Here is a 20,191-nt window from a genome sequence, read left to right as displayed (position 1 = left end):
CCTAGCCGCGCGGCAGCCACTCCGGCGCGTGCGTGCCGAGCGGCTCGGACGGCAAGGTCCAGCGCGCCGGCGTTTCCGACAGATGCGCCGCATGACGCACCACCGTCAGCATGCCGAAGCCCGACGGCACGGCCTCAAGCAGGTCGGAAACGTCGTCGATCTTCTGCTCGGGCGCCTTGAGCCCGTCCGGCACGCGCCCCAGGCCGCGCAGCCACTGCCCCACCTGCGCCAGCGACACCCGCACATGCCAGCTGCCGCCCTCCACCGCGCGCCGGTGCAGCGCGGCCATCGCGCCGAAGGCCAGCAGGTAGCCCGCGGCGTGGTCCAGCACCTGCGCCGGCAACGGGCGCGGCATGTCGCCGCCGGCCGCCTGCGCTTCGGCATCATTGAAGCCGGTGGCGGTCTGCACCAGCGAATCGAAGCCGCGCTTGTGCGACCACGGCCCCACATGGCCATAGGCGCTCAGCGACACATAGACGATGCCCGGACGTGCGCGCGCCGCGGCCTCCGGCCCCACGCCCAGCTCGGCCAGGCCGCCGGGCCGGTAGCCCTGCACCATCACGTCGGCACCGTGCAGCAGCTTGTGCAGGGTGCGCTTGTCATCGGGATCGCGCAGGTCCAGCTGGCAGCTGCGCTTGCCGCGGCCGGTGTCGATCACCAGCGGCGGGATCGACGGCAGGTGCGAGGCAGTGACCAGCAGCACGTCGGCGCCATGCGCGGCCAGCGTGCGGCCCGCCACCGGGCCGGCGATGATGCGGGTGAAATCGAGCACGCGCACGCCCGACAGCGGCTGCGCATCCGCGGATGCGGGCGCCGGCAGTGGTTGCGGCGGGGCGTCGCCGATGCGCTCCAGCGTCACCGGCGGCAGGCCGCGCAAGGCGGCCGCCTGCGGATGGCGGTCCCATTCCTCGAAGCTGCGCAATGCCGCAACCACCAGGCCCGCGTCGGACGCCGCGGTCTCGAAGGCTTCGGCGTCCCGCTTTTCCAGCGCGGCCTGCACGGCCGCCTTGTCATTGGCGCAGCCGAGCAAGCGCACCACGCCGTCGCGGTGGTGCGGGAAATTGGTATGCAGGCGCACCCAGCGGCCGTCGCCGCAGCGGTAGATGCCGGCCAGCTTGTCCCACAGTTCGGGCGCGGGGCCACCATCGACGCGCAGGTAGCGTTCGCTGCGGAATTCGGTGATGGCGTGGCGCATGTCGACGCTGACGTCCTGCCAGCGGCCGGTGCGGCTGTGCCACAGTGCGGCGGCTGCCAGCGCCGCGGCGCCAAGGCTGGCCTGGGCGGCGGTGCCCACGGCAAAGCTCGACGGCAGCACCGGCTCGGCGCCGTCCAGCTTCAGGTGCGCCAGCGCCTCGGCGGGCAGGCCGGCATCACGCCACAGCGCGGCAACGACTTCAGAGGGCTCAAGCGGCACTGGCGCCGCATCGGGTTGGGCGTTCATGGGCATTCCTGCAGCGATGGACCAAAGCCGGCCACCACGGGCCGGCACGCTCCCATGCTACTCCGACACATCACTTTCGTCGCAGCCAGGCGCATCCGCGCGGACGCAAATCCGGGATAAGGGCGGAAATCCGCGGCGGCTCGCGGCGTGCGGCGGCTCCGGCACGGTAAAATCCCGTTATTGGCATTCCGCCACGCAATCTGACGACCCGGCCCCAAGCACCCAGACGCACCAGGCCGGCCAACCGGCGCCATCATGAGCCACGACAACAAGCCTACCGACAGCACCCCCGCCGCCTCCAACTTCCTGCGCAGCATCATCGACCAGGATCTCGCCGCCAGCACCTATGCCGGCCGCCAGGACAAGGCCGGCGAACCGCTGCCGACCGTCATCACCCGCTTCCCGCCGGAGCCCAACGGCTACCTGCATATCGGCCACGCCAAGAGCATCTGCCTGAACTTCGGGCTGGCGCGCGACTATGGCGGCCGCTGCCACCTGCGCTTTGACGACACCAACCCGGTCAAGGAAGACACTGAATACGTCGATTCGATCATCGACGCGGTGCACTGGCTGGGCTTTTCCTGGGACAGCGAGGGCAAGGACGGCACCAGACAGCCGCACCTGTACTACGCCAGCGACTACTTCGACCAGCTCTACGCCTTTGCCGAGACCCTGATCGAGCGCGGCGCCGCCTACATCGACAGCCAGACCGCCGAGCAGATCGCCGCCAGCCGCGGCAATTTCTCCGAGCCGGGCAAGCCCTCGCCCTACCGCGAGCGCAGCGTCGAAGAGAACCTGCAGCTGTTCCGCGACATGCGCGCCGGCAAGTACGCCGACGGCGAGCACGTGCTGCGCGCGAAGATCGACATGACCGCGCCCAATATCGTGATGCGCGACCCGGTGCTCTACCGCATCCGCCATGCGCATCACCACCGCACGGGCGACAAGTGGTGCATCTACCCGATGTACGACTTCACCCACTGCATCTCGGACGCGCTCGAGAACATCACGCATTCGCTGTGCACGCTGGAGTTCGAGAACAACCGCCCGCTGTACGACTGGGTGCTTGAGCACCTGCGCGACAGCGGCGTGTTTCGCGACCCGCTGCCGCACCAGTATGAGTTCGCGCGGCTGAACCTGACCTACGCCATCACCAGCAAGCGCAAGCTCAAGCAGCTGGTCGACGAGCAGCGCGTGGACGGCTGGGACGATCCGCGCATGCCCACGCTGGTGGGCGTGCGCCGGCGCGGCTACACCCCGGAATCGATCCAGCTGTTCTGCGACCGCGTGGGCGTGGCCAAGGCCGACAGCTGGATCGACATGAGCACCCTCGAAGGCGCGGTGCGCGACGACCTGGACGGCCGTGCCGCGCGCGGCGTGGCCGTGCTGGAGCCGCTCAAGCTGATCATCGACAACTACCCCGAGGGCCAGAGCGAGGAATGCTCGGCACCGGTCCACCCGAAGAAGCCGGAACTCGGCAAGCGCGTCTTTCCGCTGTCGCGCGAGCTGTGGATCGAGCGCGAGGACTTCAACGAGACTCCGCCTAAGGGCTACTTCCGCCTGTTCCCGGGCAACAAGGTGCGGCTGAAATACGGCTACGTGATCGAGTGCACCGGCGTGGACAAGGATGCCGATGGCAACGTGATCGCCGTGCACGCCAGCTACCTGCCCGAAACCAAGAGCGGCACGCCGGGCGCCGACAGCGTCAAGGTGAAGGGCGTGATCCACTGGGTCAGCGCGGCGCACGCGTACGAGGCCGAAGTGCGCCTGTACGACCGCCTGTTCAACGACCCCAACCCGGATGCCGGCGGCAAGAACTTCCTGGATGCGCTCAACCCGGATTCCAAGCAGGTGATCACCGCCTACCTGGAGCCGGGCCTGCGCGAAGCGCAGCCCGAAGACCGCTTCCAGTTCGAGCGCCATGGCTACTTCGTCGCCGACCGCAGCGATTCGCGGCCGGGCAAGCCGGTCTTCAACCGCATCGTCGGTCTGAAAGACAGCTGGGGCAAGTGATGGCCAAACCTGGCAAGGCAGCCGTGCAAACCATCACCTTCCCGCTCGAGGGCGAGTTCATCGCGCTCAATGACCTACTCAAGCTGGCGGGCGTGTGCGACAGCGGCGGCGCCGGCAAGGCGCTGGTCGCCGCCGGCGAAGTCTCGGTGGACGGCGCGCCTGAATCGCGCAAGACTGCCAAGATCCGCGCCGGGCAGGTGGTGGGCCTGGCGGGCATCGAGATCCGCGTGGTCGCCGCCTGACCGCGCGGGGCGGGCCGGCGGCGCCAGTGACGGCGGCGCCGGCATTGCAACCGAAAGGACTGGACTATGCCGATCGCTTTCTGGTGCGTGCTGCTGGCCGGCATCCTGCCGCTGGCGACGGTGGCCATCGCCAAGGCCAGCGGGCCTGGCTATGACAACCATGACCCGCGCGGCTGGCTGGAGCAGCAGTCCGGCCGCGCGCGCCGCGCCGACATGGCGCACCGCAACCACTTCGAGGCCTTCCCCTTCTTTGCCGCCGCCGTGCTGGCCGCCAGCCACCTGCAGGCGCCGCAGGCCCGCATCGACGAGCTGGCCGTGGTCTTCATCGTGGCCCGCCTGCTCTACACCGTGTGCTACGTGACCGACCGCGCCACGCTGCGCACGCTGTGCTGGACCATCGGCTACCTGTCGGTGGTGGGCATGTTCCTGCTGCCCGTGTTCGTCCACTGAACGCCGACTGAGCCATGGCCGCACGCGCGCTGGCACTCGCTGCCGCCCTGGGCATCACCGCTGCGCAGGCGGCGCCGCTTGAGTACACCATCGATCCGGCGCACACCACCGTCTATTTTTCCGCCAGCCATTTCGAGCGCAGTTCGGTGCGCGGGCGCTTTGGCAAGATCGACGGGCGCCTCATATATGACGCGGACAGCGGCGCCGGCGCACTCGACGTGACCGTGGACCTGGCCTCGGTCGATACCGGCAACCGCACCCTGGACGGCGTGCTGCGCTCGGCACAATTCTTCGATACTGCCCAGCACCCGGTGGCGCGGCTGCGCGCGGACCGCTTCTTGATGGAAGGCGGCCGGCTGGCGGCGGTGGAAGGCGAGCTGACGCTGCACGGCGTCACGCAGCCGCTGCGCCTGCAGGCCGAGCGTTTCCGCTGCGGCGAGGTCACCCTGTTCGGCGTGAGCCGGCAGGTCTGCGGCGGTGACTTCCGCGCCGAGGTGCCGCGCAGTGCCTTTGGCATGACCCGCTTCCTGCCCGAGGTAGGCGATACCGTGACGCTGCAAGTGGCGGTCGAGGCATCGCCCGCGGGCAGCACCCCACGGTAACCGTATTCGTCACCTCCGGCGCAAATTTCTCTTGTAGAATCAGCGCTTTGCCCAATTCCCGCCACGCTCGCCTGCGTGTGCCTGATGGGGGCGCGCGAGACCAAGACCATGTTCGACATCCATTCCGGCGACATCGTGGCCGCCGCACTGGCAGCTGCCGGTGCCTGCCTGGCCTGCAGCATTCCGGGCGACTTCCTGCGCCGCTTCCCGCTGTGGGCAGTGCAAACCTACGGCCGCGGCGCGCTGCTGATGCCGTTCCTGGCGATGATGGTCGGCACCTGGCTGTTCCGCCTCGGGGTGGCCGGCCAGATCGACTCCACCGCCGGGCAGGCGCTGATCGTTGCCGCCGGCTTCCTGAGCACGCTGCTGCTGTCGGCGTTGCTGCGCTTCTACCTCAAGGAATACCGCAAGCGCTGAGCCACTGCGCGAGTATGCCGGGCCCGCAGGCGGTGTCCGGCAAATGGCGTATGATGCGGCCTTTTGCGTCTCCCGCACCCCAGCCGGGGCGCCTGCCGCTCACTTCACCTCATGGCGCTCAAATCCACCATCTTCAAAGCTGACCTGTCGGTCTCCGACATGGACCGGCCCTACTACGGCAGCCACAGCCTGACCATCGCCCAGCACCCGTCCGAGAATGACGCGCGCATGATGGTGCGCCTGCTGGCCTTTGCCTGCGAAGCCACCGAAACGCTGGCCTTCACGCGCGGCCTGGACGAACCCGACGAACCCGACCTGTGGGACAAGCGCCTGACCGGCGACATCGCCCACTGGGTCGAACTGGGCCAGCCCGACGAAGCGCGCCTGAAGCGCGCCGCGGCGCGCGCCGAGCGCGTGACCGTCTATACCTACAACGCCGCCAGCGCGCGCGAATGGTGGAAGGGCATGGCGGGCAAGGCCGGCAAGCTGCGCAACGTCACCGTCTACAATGTCCCGGCGGAAGCGGTCGAAGCCCTGGCTGCGCTGGCGCAGCGCGCCATGCGCCTGTCGGTGACGATCCAGGACGGCGACATCTGGGTGGCCGACGACGACCGCAATGTGCAACTGACGCTGGATGTGCTCCAGCGCGCCCAAGCCTGAACGCAGCCGCGCTGCGTTCTCCTCTCACCACGTCTGTTCCCATCGGAAGGAAATACGCCATGCAAACCACGCCCTCTGGCCTGCAATACGAAGACACCACCGTCGGCGCCGGCGCCGAAGCCACCGCCGGCAAGCACGTCACCGTGCACTACACCGGCTGGCTGTACGAGAACGGCCAGGCTGGCCGCAAGTTCGATTCGAGCAAGGACCGCAACGACCCGTTCGTGTTCCCGCTGGGTGCCGGCCATGTGATCCGCGGCTGGGACGAAGGCGTGCAGGGCATGAAGGTGGGCGGCGTGCGCCGGCTGGTGATCCCGGCCGACCTCGGCTACGGTGCCCGCGGCGCCGGCGGCGTGATCCCGCCGAACGCTACCCTGCTGTTTGAAGTGGAACTGCTGGCGGTCTAAGCCGGCAGCAAGGTTGTCGCGCCTGCACAGGCAGGGGCGACAACCGCGGCAACTACCCGTCTTGCTGGCGCGCCCGCGCCTCAGAACCCGATCGCGGCGTTGCCGACATCGACGCGGACCTTGTCCCGGTCCAGCAGCCGCGCCGCATGGCGGGCATAGTCCTGCGCCCAGGCAGGATCGCCGGAGAAGCGCGCCTCTCCGGAAAACTTGGCGACATTCAGGATCTTGTCGATCACCAGCACCTTGCCGACCGGGCTCGACGCCTGACAGCCCAGCTCGCTGTATTCCCGGTCGAACCAGCGCCACGCGGCGTCCTCGGTGACTGCGGCCAGCTCGTCCGTGCCGATCGTGAAGTCATATTCCTTGCCACTGCCGAACACCACCGTAAGCGTGCGTGCCATCGCGGGTTCCCCCTGTGAATTGAGGCCACCATTGTAAGGACATGGCAGCCGCGCCGGCCAGCAATTCACGTGCGCCTGATCGCGGACAAAGGTGCGGCAGCACCCGTCCGCGGCGAGTGACCGAGGCGGCATGCCGCGCCAAACGTTGTCAGGCGCCCACACCCGTGCCGGTTGCTCAGGCAATTCTGAGAAAAACTGGCACTTATGTCATTTCCCCCACCTTCCCGTGGCGCCGCTTTGATTTATGCTTCCACCATGGCCATCACGCGACAGGACCTCGAATCCGACCGTCTGCGCACCTCGCTGTGCAGTACTCCGGTCGCGTCCTCGCTGCTGCCGGAAGCCGTGCTCGAGCAGTCCCTTTCCGACACGCTGGCGCGCCGCCCGGAAGATCCCGCGCTTGGCGGCGATGTCTGGCTGTTCGGCTATGGTTCGCTGATCTGGAACCCGATGGTGGTGCACACCGAGCGCCAGCGCGCCACCGTGCACGGCTACCACCGCGGCTTCTACCTCTATTCCCGCATCAACCGGGGCACCTGGGACAACCCGGGCCTGGTACTGGGCCTGGACCGGGGCGGCTGCTGCCACGGCATGGTGTTCCGCATCCCCAGCCATGTGGTCGAGCAGGAATTCCGCGTGCTGTGGCGCCGCGAGATGCTGACCGGGGCCTACCATCCGCGCTGGCTGCGCATCCGCACCGGGGATGCCAGCGCGCCTGAGCAGCGTGCCCTCGCCTTCGTCATGAACCGCTCGCACGAGGCCTACGCCGGCCGGCTGCCGGATCCCAGCGTGGTCGAGCGCCTGCGCCACGCTGCCGGACTGTACGGCCCCGCGCGCGAATACCTGCAGCAGACCTTGCTGGGCCTGGCCACCAACGGCGTCGACGATCCCTACCTGGGCAGGCTCTGGCGCCAGCTGCAGGCCAACGATGCCGCCGACGCCGAGCGCGCTGCGCACGCCGCCCGCGACGACGCAGCGCCCCTGCCGGCCAGCCCCCACGAAACCGTCTGAGCCAAGGAGCTGCCGCCATGACGCGCCCCGCCGCCCGCACCCGCAGACAGGCACTCAACGAGCTGCTGGGCCTGATGGGATTGCTGATGGGGGGCGGCCTGCTGGCGGCCCAGGGCGGGCAAACCCTGGCGGCACGGCCCGCCGGCGGCGCGGCCAGCCAGCCCGCCGCCCGAGCGCCGCGCAGCGCGGCCATGCAGCCGCCGCCACGCCGCGACACCATCGGCACGCTCGACCGCAACCTGATCACCGCCGCCAGCGCCGGCGACCAGGACCTGGTGGCGCGCCTGCTGGCCGCCGGCGCCTCGGCGCGCGCGGCCGACGAGCGCGGGCGCAGCGCCCTGCTGGCGGCGGTGCAGAACCGGCACACCGAAGTCGCGCGCACGCTGCTGCTGGCCGGCGCCGATGTGAACCTGAAGGACACCGAGGCCAACAGCCCCTTCCTGCTGGCAGCCGCCACCGGCCAGGCCGACATGGTGCGCCTGGCGCTGGCGCACGGCGCCGACCTGGCCAGCACCGACCGCTATGACGGCACCGCGCTGATCGCCGCCAGCCAGCACGGCCATGTCGAGGTGGTGAAGCTGCTGCTGAAGGCCGGCGTTGCCGTGGACCATGTCAACGACCTCGGCTGGACCGCGCTGCTGGAAGCGGTGATCCTGGGCGATGGCAGCACCCGCTACGAGGAAACGGTGCAACTGCTGCTGGATGCGGGCGCTGACGCCAACCTCGCCGACCGCGAAGGCGTGAGCCCCACGCGCCATGCGCGCGAGCGGGGCTACAAGACGATGGTGAAGATGCTGATGCGGGTGCGGGGGCATTGAGGGCCGGCACCGCGTAAATAAAAAAAGCTGGTCGGTCGACCAGCCTTTTTCATTGGCTACCCGGCTGCCTCAGGCCGCGGGCCTCTCCTCTGCGCCGGTGTTGCGCGCATTCTCGCATTCCTGCAGATGGCGCCACATCACCTTGCCGGTGCCCGACTTCGGCAGCGCCTCAACGAACTCCACCACGCGCGGGTACTTGTAGGCGGCCATGTTCTCCTTGGCCCATTCGATGATCTGCTCCGGCGTGGTCTTGCCTTTGGCATGGGCGCGCAGCACCACCACCGCCTTGACGGTCTCGCCGCGGTACGGGTCGCGCGTGCCGATGATGCAGGCCTCCTGCACGTCCGGATGCTTGTACAGCAGGTTCTCCACCTCGGCCGGCCACACCTTGAAGCCCGACGCATTGATCATGCGCTTGAGGCGGTCGGTGATGAAGAAGTAGCCCTCTTCGTCCATGCGGCCCAGGTCGCCGGTGCGGAAGAAGGCCTTGCCCTCGAACTCGATAAAGGCGTCGCGGGTGGCGTCTTCCTTGCCCCAGTAGCCCTTGAACACCTGCGGGCCGCTGACGATGATCTCGCCGATCTCGTTGGGCGGCAGTTCCTTGAGCGTGACCGGGTCGACCACGCGCGCGTCGGTGTTGAAGGTCGGCACGCCCAGGCACTGCAGCTTGGGCCGGTCCGACGGGTTGCTGTGCGTCGGCGCCATGGTCTCGGACAGGCCGTAGCCTTCCAGGTAGTTCAGCCCGAACTGCTCGCGCAGGCGCTCGGCCACGGCCTGCGGCATGGCCGCGCCGCCGCCGCCGATATAGCGCAGGCTGGCCAGGTCGAACTGGGCCAGGTTGGGGCTGGCCAGGAAGTCGATCACCATGGTCGGGATATTGGTCCAGTGCGTGACCTGGTAGCGCGAGATCAGGCGGCCGGCCACCTCGCGGTCCCAGCGCGGCAGCATCACCACGGTGGCGCCGCTGTAGATCGGGCCGTTCATGCCGTACTGCATGCCGGTGACGTGGAACAGCGGCAGCACCGACAGGATCACCGATTCGGCGCCCGAGCCCGACCAGGTTGAGCCGCCGACGATGTTGTGCATCACCGAGCGGTGCGTATGGATGCAGCCCTTGGGGAAGCCGGTGGTGCCCGAGGTGTAGGGCATCACCGCCATGTCGTCCGGGCCGGCGGTGTGCGGGCCAGGCTGCAGGCCGGCACCCAGTGCCTCGGGCCACGCGGTGGCGCCCGCGGGCAGCGGATGCGGCGTGGTCAGCCAGGCCGGCGGCGCGTCTTCCGGATGTTCGTGCGTGGGCGGCAGCGCGTCGGCATACTGAGTCACCAGCATATGCTCCAGGCGCTCGGCCGGCGCCAGCTCCGCCTGCGCCTGCTCGACCCCGGCGGCCAGGTCGGCGGTGAAGATCGCCACGCGCGCCTGCGCGTCGGTCACGTAATGCTTGAATTCCTCGGCACGGTTCATCGGGTTGACCGGCACCACCACCGCGTCGGCGCGCAGGATGGCGTAGTAGCTGACGATGAACTGCGGGCAGTTCTGCATGTACAGCAGCACCCGGTCGCCCTTCTTCACGCCCGCCTTCTGCTGCAGCCAGCCGGCCAGGGCGGTGGCCTGCGCCTCCAGCTCACGGAAGGTGATGGCATTGCCGAAGTAGCGGATCGCGGCCTTGTCGGCATAGCGGAGCGCCGAGACTTCCAGGTTGGCCCAGAGCGAGGTCTCCGGCAGCACGATGGCGGTCGGCAGGCGCTTCGGCCAGAACTGGAAATGCGGGCGAGCTGGGGTCTGCATGCAAGGTCTCCTGTGCGGTCTCGCGGACCGGGGCTTTTGGTATGATCAAGGACTATAACCGAACGATCGTTCTATTTTCAACCGCAGACTTTCCCGAACCCTGCGGGCACGGTATTGGCACAGGGCGTTGCATTCGGCGCCTTCGCCCTCACAATAGGGGTATAGATTGCCTTGCCCCTTCGGGCGGCCCGCCCGGGCTGGCCGCTCCCGCCTCTCCCCGATCCAGGATTTCCCATGAGCGACGTGACCCTGCAGAATTTCGAAACCGAAGTGATCGAGGCCTCGCGCCAGGCGCCCGTGCTGGTCGACTTCTGGGCGCCGTGGTGCGGCCCCTGCCGCACGCTGGGCCCGATGCTGGAACGGCTGGAATCCGAGGCCGGCGGCCAGTGGAAGCTGGTCAAGGTCAATGTCGACGAGAACCAGGACCTGGCCGCGCACTTCGGCGTGCGCAGCATCCCGCATGTGGTGGCGATTGCCGACGGCCAGGCGGTGGACCAGTTCATCGGCGTGCTGCCCGAGTCCGGCCTGCGTGAATTCCTCGGGCGGCTGATGCCCAGGCCCGCGCAAACGGCCCTGCATGACGCGCTGCAACTGGCCGCCGAGGGCGACCGGGCCGGCGCCGAGGCGAAGTTCGACGAAGCCATTGCGCTCGACCCCGAGACCGACGCCGCCCGGCTGGCCTATATCGGTTTCCTGCTGGACGGCAATGCCGTCGCCGAGGCCAGGTCGCAGTTCGAGGCCCTGTCGCCGCAGGCCGCGCAGCAGGACGCCCATGCCGCGCTGCGCATGCGCATGGATGCGATGGAGGGCCTGTCCGGCCTGCCGGACGAGCCCACCCTGAGCGCGCGCATTGCCGCCGACCCGCGCGACCTGGCGGCGCGGCGGGACCTGGCCAGGCTGCTGATCGCGCGCCAGCAGTACGAGCCGGCGCTGGAGCAGTTGCTGGAAATCGTGCGTACCGATCGCACTTTCGAGGACGATATCGGCCGCAAGACCATGCTGTCGGTGTTCGAGATGCTGGCCGACCGGCCCGACGTGGTGTCGCACTGGCGCCGCCAGCTGAGCACGGCGCTGAACTGAACGGCCGGGCCGCGGGCCCCGGCGCGGTAAACTGGCGGACTCAGTTCCGCCATTTTTCCTGCCATCCGCCATGCCAGCGCCCCGCCTGATCGACTTCAAGACCGAGCCCGCCCCCAGCCACGACCGCCCGCGCCCGGACCGGCTGGTGTCAGGCAACCCCGACCGCACCACCTGGACGCACTACAGCGCGCAGCACGGCGATTTCGACTGCGGTATCTGGGCATGCGAGCCCGGAGCCTGGCGCATCGCCTTTCCGGCCGGCAAGGAAGAGTTCTTCCATGTCATCAGCGGCCGCATCCGCATCAGCGACGATGCCGGCCAGGCCAGCGACTTCGGCCCCGGCGACGCCTGCGTGATCCCGGCCGGCTTTACCGGGCTGTTCGAGGTGCTGGCACCGGTGCGCAAGTATTTCGTGGTGATCGAACGCGACTCCGCCCACCCGGCCTGACTGCGCTCAGGCCGCCGTGACCGGGCCTTCGACCAGCGTGAAGCCGTGCTCGCGCATATGCTCCACCATCATCGCGTCCATCGACTTGACGTGATGGTCGAACCAGCCCGAGAGCTCGGCCACCAGGCGGCGGCCAAGCTGGAACTCGGCATCGGTGTGCACCTTGTCGCGCACCGCGGCGGCCACGGCCAGCACCTGCTGGTGCTCGCCCGCGTGGCAATGGCGCGGGCCGAAGCCCATCGCCTCCATCCACTGCTCTTCCTGTGCGAAATGATGGCGGGTATGGTCGATCCATTCGTCCATCGCCGCCAGGAAGCCGGCATCGTCGGCGCCGGCCACCGCGGCCAGCAGCTGCACGAACTCGGCATGGGTGGCGTCGGTGACCGGTTCGCCCAGATGGAGGTGGCCCGGCAGGCCGGCGGAGGAAAGCTGGTCTTTGGCGTCCATGGATCGACGGCAATCGTGGGAGAAAACGGCAAGGATACCGAATCGGCGCGGCCCGGGCCTGATCTGGCGCAAGCCCAGGGGGTATGCTGTGGGCGATGCGCCCTGTCCGCTACACCAAACCCTCATGCCAAGACTGATCTTCTTCTGCGGCCATGCCGGCACCGGCAAGACCACCCTCGCCCACCGCCTGATCGGCCCGCTGATGCAGGCCACCGGCGAGCCCTTCTGCCTGCTCGACAAAGACACCCTGTACGGCCGCTACAGCGCCGCGGCCATGGCCGCGATCACCGGCGACCCCAATGACCGCGACAGCCCGGCCTACCTGAACAACCTGCGCGACCCGGAATACCAGGGCCTGCTCGACACCGCGCGCGAGAACCTGGCGCTGGGCATCAGCGTGATCGTGATCGGCCCGCTGTCGCGCGAGGTCAAGGCCCACCTGCTGCATGACCCCGGCTGGCTGCACGTGCCCGCCGGCACGACGGTGCGCACGGTCTGGGTCCATCTGCCTGAAGACGAGGCCCATGCGCGCATCATCCGGCGCGGCAATCCCAACGACGCCTACAAGCTGGGCCACTGGGAAGCCTACCGCACCCGGCGCTTCATGCCGGCGCCCGCGGATTATCCGGAGCTGATCTTCTTCGACAACCTTGCACCCGGCGACGCCGAGATCGACGGGCTGCTGCGCGCGCTGAGCGCCTGAGCGGCCCGGGCGGCTTCAGCCGCGCGCGATCGCGCCGATCACCGCCGACGCCGCGACAAAGCCGAACACCGCCGTCACCGCCACCGACGAGCCAAAGCCCGCGCAGGCCAGCCCCTGCGGGCCGCGCATGGCCGGCTGGCCCGGCTGCAGGTCCAGCGGCGGCGCCTCGTCGATCTCGCAGGCCTGCTGCTCGGGCTCGGGATATTGCAGCGGCTCGTCCGAATAGACCGCGGCGATGCCGAACTTCTTCTTCGGGTCGCGCGTAAAGCCCCATTGCTTGCGCAGGCCGGCGCGCACCTTGGACAGCAGCGGGTCCTGGATCGTACGCGCCAGGTCGTCGATGCGCACGCGCGTGGGGTCGAGCTGGCCGCCCGCGCCGCCGCAGGTGATCACCGGCACGCCCTGGCGCCGGGCCCAGCCGAGCATCCCAGTCTTGACGCGCACCGCGTCGATGGCGTCGATGACGTAGTCATAGCCGGCGCCGAGCAGCTCGGGCACGTTGTCCGGCGTGACGAAATCATCGACCTGCGTTACCCGGCAGCGCGGGTTGATGGCCACGATGCGCTCGGCCATGGCCTCGACCTTGGCGCGCCCGTAGGCATCGCCCAGCGCATGGATCTGGCGGTTGGTGTTGGACAGCGCGATATGGTCCAGGTCGATCAGCGTGATGCGCCCGACCGCATTGCGCGCCAGTGCCTCGGCCGCCCAGCTGCCGACGCCGCCAATGCCGACCACGCACACGCTGGCCGCCTCCAGGCGGGCCAGGCCGGCGGCGCCGTAGAGCCTTGCCACGCCGCCGAAGCGGCGGTGGTAGTCATCCTCGGCCGGGCTTTCGTGGGTCAGCGGCTCGGGCAGGCCGGCCAGGTCGTGTGCGGCATCGTTCATGCTGGAGGTATCGGGTCGATGGAGTGCGGCAGGGTCGGCGCTTGGCTGCGCGGGGCAAGAATCCGGCATTTTCCGGCGGCGATGTCAGCCAATCCCCGACAAAGACAGGAAGCGCGCAACTATACAATAGACGTGCAGTGGTCCGTTCGCCGCCCCGCGCTGGCTTGGGCGGCCCCGGCCCTGCCCCCCGCCAGACAGGAGAGCCCGCCTCATGCCCGTGCGCCGCAAGGTTGTTCTGTGGAGTGTGCTGACACCCATCGCGCTGATCGCGCTGCTGGTGGTCGTGATCCTGACCTTCGACTGGAACCGCCTCAAGCCCTGGCTCAATGACCGCGTCACCGAGGCCATCGGCCGCCCCTTTGCCATCAACGGCGACCTGACCGTGACCTGGCGCCGCGGTGAGGGCGAGAAAGGCTGGCATACGCTGGTGCCGTGGCCGCGGCTGTCGGCGCGCGACATCACCATCGCCAATACCGACTGGGCCAAACAGCCCAACCTGGCAACCGTGCGCGAGCTGATCTTCGTGCTGCGTCCGATACCGCTGCTGGCGCACCAGATCGCGGTGCCGACCATTGTCGTCGACAGCCCGACGGTGTGGCTGGAGCGCCTGCCGGACGCCCGCAACAACTGGACCCTCGAGTTCGGCCCCAAGAAGGGCCCGTCCGAATGGGAGCTGCATATCGGCGAGGTGGTGCTGGCGCGCGGCAACCTGGCGCTGGCCGACCAGCTCAAGAAGATCGAGCTGCAGGCGGAGCTCGACACCATCGGCGGCAGCCCGCTCTATGACAAGGCCCGCGACGGCGCGCTGGTCGCGCCCGAGGCCTCCGCGGTGCCGCCAGGGCCCCCGGCCAGTGCACCCGGCGCGGCCAGGGCAGCCTCCGCGCCAGCGGCTTCGGCGCCGGGCGTTTCCGCCCCGCCGGCCACGGCCAAGGGCCCCGACGACCGCTACGGCGTGCGCTGGAAAGCCACCGGCCGCTACAACGAGGCCACCATCAACGCCAGCGGCAAGGCCGGCACGGTGCTGAGCCTGCGCAACGCCGACGTGCCCTTCCCGATCCTGGCCGATGTGCGGGTTGGCACCACCCGCGCCGTGATCGAAGGCACCGTGACCAACCCGGCCCACCTGGCCGCGCTGGACGTGCACCTGACCCTGAGCGGCGACAGCATGGCCAGGCTCTATGCGCTGACCGGCGTGGTGCTGCCGTCCACGCCCCCGTACCAGACCCGCGGCCGGCTGATGGCGACGCTGCGCAAGCAGGGCTCGATCTACGAGTACCAGAAGTTCACCGGCCGCGTCGGCGGCAGCGACCTGTCCGGCACGCTGACCTTTACCAAGCGCGAGCCGCGCCCGCTGCTGGCCGGCAACCTGGTGTCCAACCAGCTGCGCTTTGTCGACCTGGCGCCGCTGATCGGCGCCGATGCCAAGCCCGGACGCCCCGCCAAGGACAGCCCGGTGGCCCAGCCGGCCGACAAGGCGCTGCCGGTGGCGCCATTCCGCACCGAGCGCTGGGACGAGATCGACGCCGACGTGCGCTTTGCCGGCAAGCGCATCATCCGCGATGCCGACCTGCCGATCACCGACCTGGTCACGCACCTGAAGCTGCAGGACGGCGTGCTGCTGCTGGACCCGCTGAATTTCGGCGTGGCCGGCGGCAACCTGGTGTCGACCATGCGCCTGGACGGCAAGCGCGAGCCAATGGGGGCCACGGTCGACATGACCGCGCGGCACATGAAGCTCAAGCAGCTGTTCCCCACCTTTGACCTGATGCGCACCAGCATCGGCGAACTCAACGGCAGCGCCAAGCTCTCGGCCACCGGCAATTCAGTGGCGGCACTGATGGCGTCTTCCAACGGCGAAGCCAAGCTGCTGGTCGAGAACGGCACGGTCAGCAAGTTCCTGCTTGAAGCGATGGGGCTGAACGTGGGCAGCGTGGTGATCCGCAAGCTGTTCGGCGACAGGCCGGTGCGGATCAACTGCGGCGTCAGCGACTTTGCCTTCACCGACGGCATCGCGCGCGCGCGCACCTTTGTGCTGGATACGGAAGATGCGGTGGTCGAAACCACCGGCGGCATCGACCTGCGCAATGAAAGGCTGGCGCTGACCATCCACCCGGACTCCAAGGGCTTGCGCGTGTTCTCGCTGCGCTCGCCACTGTACGTGGGCGGCACCATGAAGAAGCCGTCCGTCAGCCCCGATATCGGGGTGCTGGCGCTGCGCGCCGGCGGCGCGCTGTCGCTGGCGCTGCTGGCACCGGTGGCGACTGCGGTGCTGCCGCTGGTGGACCTGTCCCCGGACGGCGAAGACAACCTGTGCGCAACGCTGCTGGCCGACCTGCGCAAACGCCCGGTCGCGCCGCCGCCGGGCAAGACCTACAAGGATCCCAGGACCGGCAAGACCGCCGGCATGACCGCCGGCAGGCCGATCCCGAAGGAAACGCCGGGGACCGCCGCGCAGGCTGACGCCCAGACCCGCCAGCCGGCACGCGCCAGCGAGCGCGAGGAGCGCAAGCCGGCGCCAGCGCCGGCGCCGGCGCGCCCGGACAGCGATGCCCTGCACAAGGGCGGTTGAGGCGCGTGCGCAATCAGGTCGCGTCGCCTGGCGGCCGCATGTCCGCCATTGTCTGAAGCAAAATCACAACACTTGGCCCCGCTGCGACATCCTGCCGCACGCAGCCGTTGTGCCGCGCCCACGCCGGGCGCATAATTAAACGGCCATTTACAAGAAGTTTAAGCATGGCAAGCATCGGGTGCGGTGCGGGTTCGCCCGCTGCATCCTTCTGAAGGCGCGGCTGCGGCCGCCCTTTGTTTCCTCTTTATTTTCCCGCCTCGGCACGGCCGCCGGCCGCCACGAGCGCGGCCACCGCGAGCCCCCGTTCCCATGTCGCTGCCGCACACCGCCGTCCCGCCGATCACCTGGCTGATCGCGCTGACGGTGTGCAACCACGTGGCCTTCAATGCCAGCCGCGTGGTGGTGTCGCTGTTCGCGATTTCCCTCAAAGCCTCCACCATCACACTCGGCGTGCTGATGTCGCTGTATGCGGTGCTGCCGATGCTGCTGGCAATCCGCGCCGGCAAGCGCATCGACAAGATCGGGCCGCGCAAGCCGATGACCGCGGGCTCGCTGATGGTGGTGGCGGGCACGCTGCTGCCGGCGCTCTGGCACGACCTCGGCGCGCTGTACCTGTCATGCGCGCTGATCGGCGTGGGCTTCATGCTGGTCCAGGTGGCGATGCAGCTGCTGATCGGCCAGGTCTCCACCAACGAGACCCGGCTGCGCAACTACACCTGGCATGCGCTGGGGCTGTCGGTGTCCGGCACGCTCGGGCCGGTGGCGATGGGCTACGTGATCGAGCATGCGGGCTTCCGTCCCGCCTTCATGGTGCTGGTGGCGGTGGCGCTGGTCGGCCAGGCCGGCCTGCAATGGCTGCGTCCGCGCCTGCCGGCGCAAGGCGGCAATGCCGGGCGCATCGCCATCGAGGACGGCAGCCGCCACTCCACGCTGGACCTGCTGCAGCATGCCGAGCTGCGCGCGGTCTTTATCGCCAGTGCGGTGCTGTCCGCCGCATGGGACCTGCACGCCTTCCTGATCCCGATCCAGGGCTCGCGCATCGGCCTGTCGCCGTCGTCGATCGGCTGGGTGCTGGGCGCTTTCGCGATTGCCACCTTTGCCATCCGCGTGGCCATGCCGGCGGTGTCGCGCCGGCTCTCGGAGTGGAAAATCATCCGCAGCGCGCTGCTGGTGGGAGCGCTGGCCTACCTGGCCTACCCCCTGGTCACGCAGTTCTGGCTGATGTGCGGGCTGGCCTTCGTGCTGGGCCTGGCGCTGGGCAGCGCCCAGCCCAATGTCATGAATATCCTGCACACGGCGTCGCCGCACGGCCGCGCCGGCGAGGCACTGGGCCTGCGCTCGGCGGTGCTCAATACCAGCCAGGTGGTGTGGCCGCTCACGTTTGGCGTGGTCGGCACGGCGCTGGGCATGCTGCCGATCTTCCTGTCGATGGCGGGCGCGATGGGCGCGGCCGGCTACTACTCGCGGCGCCAGGGGCGCAAGGTGCTGCCACCGCCGGTTTAGCCGCCGCGGCAGGTGGCGCTGCCGATACGTTTGTCGCCACGCAAATGCGATCCCCGATGCATTCGCTATACTCGAATCAGCCGGACCTGCGGCCCCCGCCCCCGGGCGCACCGCGCATCCCGACCGATATCCTGATGATTGCGACATGACTCAACTTGCCGACCTTCGCCGTAGCTATGTGCTGGGCTCTCTGTCCGAAACCGACGTAGCGCCCGACCCGATGAGCCAGTTCAAACGCTGGTTCGACGAGGCGGTCACGGCCAAGCTGCCCGAACCCAATGCCATGACCCTGGCCACGGTCGACGCCGACGGCCAGCCGTCCGCGCGCATCGTGCTGCTCAAGGGCATCGACGACCGCGGCTTCACCTTCTTCACCAACTATGAAAGCCGCAAGGGCCTGGACCTGGCGGCAAACCCGCGCGCGGCGCTGCTGTTCCACTGGGTGCAGCTGGAGCGCCAGGTACGCGTCGAAGGGCGCGTCGAGAAAGTCTCGGACGACGAGAGCGACGCCTATTTCGCCACGCGCCCGCTGGGCTCGCGCGTGGGCGCCTGGGCCTCTGCGCAAAGCCGCGAGGTGCCCGGCCGCGACGTGCTGGAGCAGCGCGAGCAGGAATACCGCAGCAAGTTCGGCGAAAACCCGCCGCGCCCGCCGCACTGGGGCGGCTACCGCCTGGTGCCGACCGCGCTGGAGTTCTGGCAGGGCCGCCCGTCGCGGCTGCACGACCGCATTGCCTTCCGCCTGCAACCCGGCGGCGACTGGCAGATCGTGCGGCTGTCGCCCTGAAACGGTTGGCACGCGCCTGAACATGCGCCAACTACGCCGAACGGGTCGGTAGTGGGGTCTTCTGGGCGGTGCGCTGCACAAGCTGCGGAATTGGACTAAAGTGAGACCGGCGTCGCTTGGTTACTCTTTTCTTGCAGCGCTCGATACGGATTGGGCAAGGTTCCAGCTCAGTACCAACCTTGCCTGATGCGTCGGCCGCAGCGTGTGCCGCAACCATCGGGAGGTAAAGCGCATGTTTTTCAAGCAAGCCCTGGAAAAGCAACTCGACAACTGGATCGCCGACCTGCGAGAGAATGCCAATCTGCCGGTCAGCTTGCGGCTGTGGAATGGCATCGAATACCCGCTCGGGCACTTCGACAAGCCGGCTGTCACGCTGACCGTACGCGAAGCCGCGGCCCTGCCGCTGCTGCTGACGCCGAGCCTGGACAACCTGGGCGAAGCGTATGTGCAGGAGAAAATCGACTTCGAGGGCAGGCTGACGGACATCATCAAGGTCGCCTACGGCTTCTCGGCCGCGGCCACGCACCGCGCCGGCGGCGCGCTGTTCAAGGCGGCGCAGCACTTCGCGCATACCAAGCAGGAAGACAAGAACTCGATCCAGTACCACTACGACGTCTCCAACGACTTCTACCAGCTCTGGCTCGATCCCAACATGGTCTACTCCTGCGCCTACTTCGAGCACGGCGACGAAGACCTGGCCACGGCGCAAATCAAGAAGATCGACCACATCCTGACCAAGATCCGGCTGCAGCCTGACCAGACGCTGCTGGACATCGGCTGCGGCTGGGGCGCGCTGGTGCTGCGCGCCGCGCAGAAGTTCGGTGCGCGCTGCGTGGGCATCACGCTGTCGCAAAACCAGTTCGACCTGGCCACCGAACGTGTCAGGGCCGCGGGCCTGTCCGACCGCATCGAGATCCGGCTGCAGGACTACCGCGACACCGCCGGCACCTTCGACCGCATCACCAGCGTCGGCATGTTCGAGCATGTGGGCAAGGACAACCTGCCCGGCTACTTCAGCCGCATCCGCGAACTGCTGGCCGACGACGGCTATGTGATGAACCACGGCATCACCTCGCCCGACCCCGACAACGGCGCGACGCCGATGGACGGCGCCGAGTTCATGGACCGCTATGTGTTCCCGCAGGGCGAGCTGCCGCATATCGGGCTGGTGCTGCGCACGCTGCAGCAAGGCGGCCTGGAAGCCTTCGACGTCGAACTGCTGCGCCGCCACTACGCGCAGACGCTGCACTACTGGGCCGACAACTTCGAGGCCCGCGGCGACACCATCCGCAGCCTGGTCGGCGAGAAGAAATACCGCATCTGGCGGGTCTACCTGGCCGGCTGCGCACATGCCTTCGAGACCGAGAAGATGTCGATCTACCAGGTGCTCTGCCACAAGGCCGGGCTGCCGGCCGATACCCTGCCGTGGTCGCGCCGCTATATCTACGACCAACCCATTGGCCGCAACGACTGAAGGCAACGCCGGCGATTGACTGAAGACCTCTTTGGCGGGCTGCTCCAGCCC

General features: G+C 68.7%; 21 protein-coding genes. 16 read left to right on the top strand and 5 right to left on the bottom strand.

The window, feature by feature from the left end; all coding sequences use genetic code 11:
• Position 1: 1 nt before the first annotated feature.
• Positions 2-1,441, bottom strand: a complete 1,440-nt coding sequence (locus tag AC3WQZ_RS05780; RefSeq protein WP_010813692.1) for a CoA transferase — start codon at positions 1,439-1,441, stop codon at positions 2-4.
• A gap of 255 nt (positions 1,442-1,696) precedes the next feature.
• On the opposite strand from AC3WQZ_RS05780, the gene AC3WQZ_RS05775 reads away from it, so the two are divergent.
• From AC3WQZ_RS05775 to AC3WQZ_RS05745, 7 genes are all read left to right on the top strand, one after another.
• Positions 1,697-3,454 carry a glutamine--tRNA ligase/YqeY domain fusion protein gene (locus AC3WQZ_RS05775; RefSeq protein WP_010813693.1) on the top strand — a complete coding sequence of 586 codons (1,758 nt, stop codon included), beginning with the start codon at positions 1,697-1,699 and terminating at the stop codon, positions 3,452-3,454.
• Complete coding sequence (locus AC3WQZ_RS05770; protein WP_010813694.1) at positions 3,454-3,696, top strand: RNA-binding S4 domain-containing protein; 243 nt, start codon at positions 3,454-3,456, stop codon at positions 3,694-3,696. Before AC3WQZ_RS05775 ends, AC3WQZ_RS05770 begins: the two co-directional genes overlap by 1 nt.
• A gap of 66 nt (positions 3,697-3,762) precedes the next feature.
• Positions 3,763-4,146 carry an MAPEG family protein gene (locus AC3WQZ_RS05765; RefSeq protein ID WP_010813695.1) on the top strand — a complete coding sequence of 128 codons (384 nt, stop codon included), beginning with the start codon at positions 3,763-3,765 and terminating at the stop codon, positions 4,144-4,146.
• Between the two features lie 14 nt (positions 4,147-4,160).
• Positions 4,161-4,748: a YceI family protein gene (locus AC3WQZ_RS05760; RefSeq protein WP_439668117.1), complete on the top strand. Its 588-nt coding sequence runs from the start codon at positions 4,161-4,163 to the stop codon at positions 4,746-4,748.
• Between the two features lie 108 nt (positions 4,749-4,856).
• A complete protein-coding gene (locus tag AC3WQZ_RS05755) occupies positions 4,857-5,165 on the top strand; it encodes a hypothetical protein (protein WP_011615834.1) in 309 nt (102 codons plus the stop codon).
• Positions 5,166-5,276: 111 nt separating this feature from the next.
• Complete coding sequence (locus AC3WQZ_RS05750) at positions 5,277-5,825, top strand: YaeQ family protein (protein WP_010813698.1); 549 nt, start codon at positions 5,277-5,279, stop codon at positions 5,823-5,825.
• Between the two features lie 59 nt (positions 5,826-5,884).
• Positions 5,885-6,232: an FKBP-type peptidyl-prolyl cis-trans isomerase gene (locus AC3WQZ_RS05745; protein WP_010813699.1), complete on the top strand. Its 348-nt coding sequence runs from the start codon at positions 5,885-5,887 to the stop codon at positions 6,230-6,232.
• An 80-nt stretch (positions 6,233-6,312) separates the two neighbouring features.
• Here the strand turns inward: AC3WQZ_RS05745 and AC3WQZ_RS05740 are convergent, their stop codons facing one another.
• Positions 6,313-6,633, bottom strand: coding sequence for a hypothetical protein (locus AC3WQZ_RS05740; protein WP_010813700.1), 321 nt, complete (start codon positions 6,631-6,633; stop codon positions 6,313-6,315).
• Between the two features lie 255 nt (positions 6,634-6,888).
• On the opposite strand from AC3WQZ_RS05740, the gene AC3WQZ_RS05735 reads away from it, so the two are divergent.
• Both AC3WQZ_RS05735 and AC3WQZ_RS05730 read left to right on the top strand, forming a co-directional pair.
• Positions 6,889-7,644, top strand: a complete 756-nt coding sequence (locus AC3WQZ_RS05735; protein WP_010813701.1) for a gamma-glutamylcyclotransferase — start codon at positions 6,889-6,891, stop codon at positions 7,642-7,644.
• A 17-nt stretch (positions 7,645-7,661) separates the two neighbouring features.
• A complete protein-coding gene (locus AC3WQZ_RS05730) occupies positions 7,662-8,462 on the top strand; it encodes an ankyrin repeat domain-containing protein (protein ID WP_010813702.1) in 801 nt (266 codons plus the stop codon).
• A gap of 69 nt (positions 8,463-8,531) precedes the next feature.
• Here the strand turns inward: AC3WQZ_RS05730 and AC3WQZ_RS05725 are convergent, their stop codons facing one another.
• Entirely contained in the window at positions 8,532-10,247 is a 1,716-nt protein-coding gene (locus AC3WQZ_RS05725; RefSeq protein WP_010813703.1) for a long-chain fatty acid--CoA ligase, read from the bottom strand.
• Positions 10,248-10,481: 234 nt separating this feature from the next.
• On the opposite strand from AC3WQZ_RS05725, the gene trxA reads away from it, so the two are divergent.
• Both trxA and AC3WQZ_RS05715 read left to right on the top strand, forming a co-directional pair.
• The gene (gene trxA, locus AC3WQZ_RS05720) at positions 10,482-11,327 is read left to right on the top strand and encodes a thioredoxin (protein WP_439668118.1); all 846 of its coding nucleotides are present in this window, start codon (positions 10,482-10,484) and stop codon (positions 11,325-11,327) included.
• A gap of 70 nt (positions 11,328-11,397) precedes the next feature.
• Positions 11,398-11,775, top strand: coding sequence for a cupin domain-containing protein (locus tag AC3WQZ_RS05715; protein WP_439668119.1), 378 nt, complete (start codon positions 11,398-11,400; stop codon positions 11,773-11,775).
• A gap of 6 nt (positions 11,776-11,781) precedes the next feature.
• On the opposite strand, the gene AC3WQZ_RS05710 is transcribed toward AC3WQZ_RS05715, so the two are convergent.
• Positions 11,782-12,222 (bottom strand): bacteriohemerythrin, encoded by a 441-nt coding sequence (locus AC3WQZ_RS05710; protein WP_439668120.1) that lies wholly within the window; start codon positions 12,220-12,222, stop codon positions 11,782-11,784.
• Positions 12,223-12,346: 124 nt separating this feature from the next.
• Between AC3WQZ_RS05710 and AC3WQZ_RS05705 the strand changes: the two genes are divergently transcribed.
• Complete coding sequence (locus AC3WQZ_RS05705; RefSeq protein WP_010813707.1) at positions 12,347-12,925, top strand: P-loop nucleotide/nucleoside kinase family protein; 579 nt, start codon at positions 12,347-12,349, stop codon at positions 12,923-12,925.
• 15 nt (positions 12,926-12,940) lie between these two features.
• Here the strand turns inward: AC3WQZ_RS05705 and tcdA are convergent, their stop codons facing one another.
• Positions 12,941-13,810 carry a tRNA cyclic N6-threonylcarbamoyladenosine(37) synthase TcdA gene (gene tcdA / locus AC3WQZ_RS05700; protein ID WP_081050145.1) on the bottom strand — a complete coding sequence of 290 codons (870 nt, stop codon included), beginning with the start codon at positions 13,808-13,810 and terminating at the stop codon, positions 12,941-12,943.
• Between the two features lie 211 nt (positions 13,811-14,021).
• Here tcdA and AC3WQZ_RS05695 point away from each other — a divergent pair, with 211 nt between their 5' ends.
• The 4 genes from AC3WQZ_RS05695 to AC3WQZ_RS05680 all read left to right on the top strand — a co-directional run bounded on the left by AC3WQZ_RS05695 (position 14,022) and on the right by AC3WQZ_RS05680 (position 20,140).
• Positions 14,022-16,379, top strand: a complete 2,358-nt coding sequence (locus AC3WQZ_RS05695; protein ID WP_439668121.1) for an AsmA family protein — start codon at positions 14,022-14,024, stop codon at positions 16,377-16,379.
• A 309-nt stretch (positions 16,380-16,688) separates the two neighbouring features.
• Positions 16,689-17,882: an MFS transporter gene (locus tag AC3WQZ_RS05690; RefSeq protein WP_010813710.1), complete on the top strand. Its 1,194-nt coding sequence runs from the start codon at positions 16,689-16,691 to the stop codon at positions 17,880-17,882.
• 145 nt (positions 17,883-18,027) lie between these two features.
• On the top strand, positions 18,028-18,666 hold the full coding sequence (gene pdxH / locus AC3WQZ_RS05685; RefSeq protein WP_010813711.1) for a pyridoxamine 5'-phosphate oxidase: 639 nt from the start codon (positions 18,028-18,030) through the stop codon (positions 18,664-18,666).
• Positions 18,667-18,898: 232 nt separating this feature from the next.
• Positions 18,899-20,140 (top strand): SAM-dependent methyltransferase, encoded by a 1,242-nt coding sequence (locus AC3WQZ_RS05680; RefSeq protein WP_010813712.1) that lies wholly within the window; start codon positions 18,899-18,901, stop codon positions 20,138-20,140.
• Positions 20,141-20,191: the final 51 nt, after the last annotated feature.

The sequence above is a fragment of the Cupriavidus sp. FW305-26 genome (genome assembly GCF_058787975.1).
The sequence above is the reverse complement of the archived record's forward strand: the minus strand, read 5'-3'. Positions and strand labels throughout refer to the sequence as shown.